At 40.5% G+C, this 4,277-nt stretch carries 4 protein-coding genes; 3 read left to right on the top strand and 1 reads right to left on the bottom strand.

What is annotated here, in order from left to right; translation table 11 throughout:
• Positions 1-239: 239 nt before the first annotated feature.
• On the top strand, positions 240-797 hold the full coding sequence (locus tag H6S82_RS21025; protein WP_190463404.1) for a Fis family transcriptional regulator: 558 nt from the start codon (positions 240-242) through the stop codon (positions 795-797).
• A 2-nt stretch (positions 798-799) separates the two neighbouring features.
• Here the strand turns inward: H6S82_RS21025 and H6S82_RS21020 are convergent, their stop codons facing one another.
• Positions 800-1,207 (bottom strand): gamma-glutamylcyclotransferase, encoded by a 408-nt coding sequence (locus H6S82_RS21020; RefSeq protein ID WP_190463401.1) that lies wholly within the window; start codon positions 1,205-1,207, stop codon positions 800-802.
• 274 nt (positions 1,208-1,481) lie between these two features.
• Between H6S82_RS21020 and H6S82_RS21015 the strand changes: the two genes are divergently transcribed.
• Positions 1,482-1,655: a hypothetical protein gene (locus H6S82_RS21015; protein ID WP_191056652.1), complete on the top strand. Its 174-nt coding sequence runs from the start codon at positions 1,482-1,484 to the stop codon at positions 1,653-1,655.
• A 122-nt stretch (positions 1,656-1,777) separates the two neighbouring features.
• A partial coding sequence (locus H6S82_RS21010) for an NACHT domain-containing protein (RefSeq protein WP_242057051.1) occupies positions 1,778-4,277 on the top strand: 2,500 nt, incomplete at its 3' end.

The raw sequence follows: 4,277 nt of genomic DNA, 5'->3' as shown, positions 1-4,277 counted from the left end.
TACCGGAAGAGATATCGAACTTGAGTAGTAAAGATTGCTTAGACCCCTCATATACCGGTTTAAAATTTGTAGTAGACTAGCGAGTACTGAATGGTGAGCGGACAAAAATTTGCAATTAGCTTAGTGTGTAAAAAAACACCAAGTATACAAAAGATTGCAATTTCACACTCGCCTGGAAAAAGATTCCCGCTAGGGACGCTCAAATTGATTATCAATAATCTACGCATTCAAGCATTGGTATGAATACTGACTTTGAATCCCGTAATTTTTCAAAACCGAATTCCGCAGGGAATTCGCCTGCGGGTAATTTGGGTGCGCTCGATACTCAAAAGCGCGATCGATTTGAGTTGCTGAGTGCCTACTTGGATGGGGAGGTGAGCGTACAAGAACGCCGACAGGTAGAAGCATGGCTGGCAGAAGACCCCCAAGTGCAGTGTTTGTATGCCAGACTGATGACGCTACGCAAAGGGATGCGGACAATGCCTGTGCCAGCGTGCGAGCAACCTGTGGAAGAAACGATAACTCAAGTGTTCTTGCGCTTGAGTCGCCGTCGCCAAAAGCAGGTGCTGTTGTGGGGTGGTAGTGCGATCGCGGCGGGGTTGATTGCCGCAGTTTCAGGCGTGTTCGGAGGTGGCAATTCTTTCTCGCCGCAACTGGCGCAATCTCCGGAAATGCCTGTAGCTTCGGAACCTTTGATGCTGGCTTTAAATCAACCTGTGGTGGAAATTCCCAAAGCGTCGGTGGCAGCACCCATAAACACGATCGAACATAGCTCCTATTACAATCCGGGTAGATAAACTCAAAAATATTTTGAGGAAAACCACCAGCCTGATGGGATGAAGATACCTCCCAAACCTTCCACTCGCTCGCTGGTCATGAAATAGGCCCAGGCAATACCTTGCGATCGCCCGTCTAAATTATAGGTCTCGATTTGTTTGCGATCGTAAAGATTCTCCTCCGGTAGCCGTTGCGGGTCGTAATCTTCCAGTTGGTCAAGCTTGTGGAGAACATCCGCATCGGCAAAGGTAAGCACATAACCTTGGACTCGGGTGTACCCCGTCGTCATAGCGGGATAACCAAAAGCAGGTAAGTGAAAAAGCTCACCGTAGGCGATCGATCTTTCCTCTTGCACTACTTTACCAGCACAGTATCGCTGATAGTTCGATTCCCCCGGTTTGAGCGTGCCGTATACGAAAACTTTTAACATTTTTTAAATTCAAAACTTTAGGCGCTTCCAGTATTGTATTATTACGAAAGTATGAAGGGGTTGTGCGAACCTGGGAAAGTAAGTAGATTTGTCGATCGCTCTAGATAGCTTACAACTACATTGGTTACTTCAAGAAATTAAAAACGATACTGGATAAAATTTTCTGACTTGAAAATATTAACATTTCTTAAGTTGACAAGTTTAGCGTTTCCGGTATACTATTTTTATGAAAATATGAAGGGGCTGTCCGAACCTAAAAAAGTAAATAGATTCGTTGACCACTTCAGATAGCTTATCAGCTAAGCGTTTGAAACTAACAGAGTTGAAAGTTTTTCATGGTTGTACAGGCTTTATTAGCAAAAAAAAAGAACCCTTTCATATTTTCTTTGATGGGAAGCAAAAGGGTGTTAAAATCGAGATTCCCCGCAAGGGGATGGAAACTTTATAAGCAACAAAAATGAGCCTTTTCAGATTTTTAAGGTCTGAATCAGGCTCAAAGCAAAATTAGCTAAGTGCTTGGTTTAGAAAAACTATTCCCCGCAAGGGGATGCAAAGAAGAAAAAACCACAGATGAACACAGATGTATTTGCGCTATCTGTATTTATCTGTATTTATCTGCGGTTTATACTAAATAAAGTTCCTAGTGCTACGGTTGAGTTTTACGAGACGCGATCGAATCTTGGGTATAGCGATATGATTGACTGGTTAGTTGCTTGGGGTGTGACGCAGGCGGTAGGATTTGCGTTTAAGCCGATTTTGGAAGATTTGGCGAAGGAAGCAACCAAAGATTGGGCGAAAGATATTTTTAAAGGTTGCTTAAATAAGGTAATTCAGCTTCCCAGCAAAGAACCGCTAGATATTGCGGCGGGAAAAGCATTAAAAGAGTTTTTGCAATTGGTACAGCAAGAATTGGAAGATGCTGATTTTGATGAAGAAAAGTTAAAAGAATATATCAAACCGTTAAAACAATTTATTAAAGATGAAGCGGTTGCCGAAACTTTAGGTAATGCTTTTCAATACGAATGCCATATTTTAGATACTAAGACGTTAGCTGAAAAGTGGAAGCAGCTTAATTTACCGCCTTTGCCGTCAGAATTTGATTGGGAAAAGTTGGGGAAACGGTATTTGAAGAAAGCGAAAGCAATTATTCAAGAATCCGATGATTTGCGGGAAATTTTCAAAGCTCAAACTCTAGCAGAAATTGCCGAAAATACGCGGGTAATTACTCCCGATTTCGATTTGCGGAAATATCAGGAAGGAATTCGGGAACGATACGGTAATTTGAAGTTAGATAGTATCGATCGCGACGGCTATGCTTATAACCAATTGAAGTTATGGCAAATGTTTATACCGCAAAACGTGCGGGAATGTCAAGAGTTTTTGCCGAAAGTTTATGAGATTCCGAAAGAATATCAAAAACGGTTGCAAGAAAGGGGTGAATTAGAGCGAGAATTTTCGCCGGAAGAGTTAGAAAGGTGGCAACAAAGTTATCAGCAAGAGCGAATTCGATCGATCTCAGAAATTCTCGATGATCGCAATTACAAATATCTGGTAATTTTGGGCGACCCAGGTGCGGGTAAATCTAGTTTGTTGCAATGGATTAGTTTAAATTGGGCAGAATTACCGCCGAATGAATTGCCTTTGCAGCCGATACCTTTGTTGATTGAGTTACGCGCCTATAGTCTCAACCGCGAAGATAGAAACTGTAAAGATTTTTTGGAATTTTTCCATGCTGGTAGCGGCGTAGTTTGTCATTTACCCCAACATCAATTAAATGAAAAATTAAAAGCTGGTGATGCAGTTGTCATGTTTGATGGATTGGATGAAATATTTGATTCTGCTAGAAGAGAAGAAGTAATTACCGATATCCATCGCTTTACTAACGACTATCCAAAAGTGCGGGTAATCGTGACTTCTCGCGTTATCGGGTACAAAGCGCAAAAGCTGCGAGATGCGGAATTTCGCCATTTCATGCTGCAAGATTTAGAGCCGGAACAAATCGAAGATTTTATTCAACGTTGGCACGATCGCACTTATAATGATGAAGGCGATAAAGTCAAAAAACGGGAACGCTTGAAAAAAGCAATTCGGGAATCTTCCGCGATTCGAGAACTAGCAGGAAATCCCCTCTTGCTGACGATGATGGCGATTTTGAACCGCAATCAAGAATTGCCAAGAGATAGACCGGAACTGTACAATCAATCATCGCGGTTATTGCTGCATCATTGGGATTTTGAACGAACTTTAAAGAGTAATTTCAAGTTAGAAAATATCGATTACAAAGATAAGCAGGCAATGCTGCGTCAGGTTGCTTACTATATGCAGGCGAATGAAAAAGGTTTAGCTGGTAACTTGATTGCAGGGGAAGATTTAGAGAGAATTTTGTATAATTATTTGAAGTCTATTGAAATCCCCGATGCCAGAACAGTTGCCAGATTAACCATCGAGCAATTGCGGGTACGTAATTTTATTTTATGTTCTGTTGGTGCAGATTACTATGCTTTCGTGCATCGCACTTTTTTGGAATATTTCTGCGCTTGGGAGTTTGTCTGGCAATTTGAGAAAGATAGAAAAATCGATTTGGATTATTTGAAAAATGAGGTATTTGGCAAACACTGGGAAGATGAGCGTTGGCATGAAGTTTTGCGGCTAATTGTGGGAATGTTGGGAGAGAAGTTTGCTGGGGAATTGATTGATTATTTAATTCAACAAAATGGTAATAGCAAAAAGCATCTAAACTTATTTTTGGCGTTTGATTGCTTGGGTGAAGTGAGAAATCAAAATACACTTTCCGCCACATCAGAAAAGTTGTTAAATAAAATGAAAGACATTATTGCTTTAGAAGTAATAGATGAAAATGAAATAATAAATAATTTGCCTATAAAAAATCTACATCTAGATAGATCGGAATGGGTTATTTGTCACGAAGAAATGACTAAAATCATTTCAATAATCGCTATTTATTGGAGAGATCACCCAGAAACATTAGAATGGCTAAAAAATATTATTCAGTTTGATAAACGAATAGATGTCAGACGTGAAGCATTACAATGTTTAACATCAGGGTGGC

Origin of the sequence: Planktothrix sp. FACHB-1355, assembly GCF_014748295.1 — a bacterium.
GTDB lineage: Bacteria > Cyanobacteriota > Cyanobacteriia > Cyanobacteriales > Aerosakkonemataceae > Aerosakkonema > Aerosakkonema funiforme_A.
Note: the sequence above shows the minus strand (reverse complement) of the source record. Positions and strands in the feature narration are given on the sequence as shown.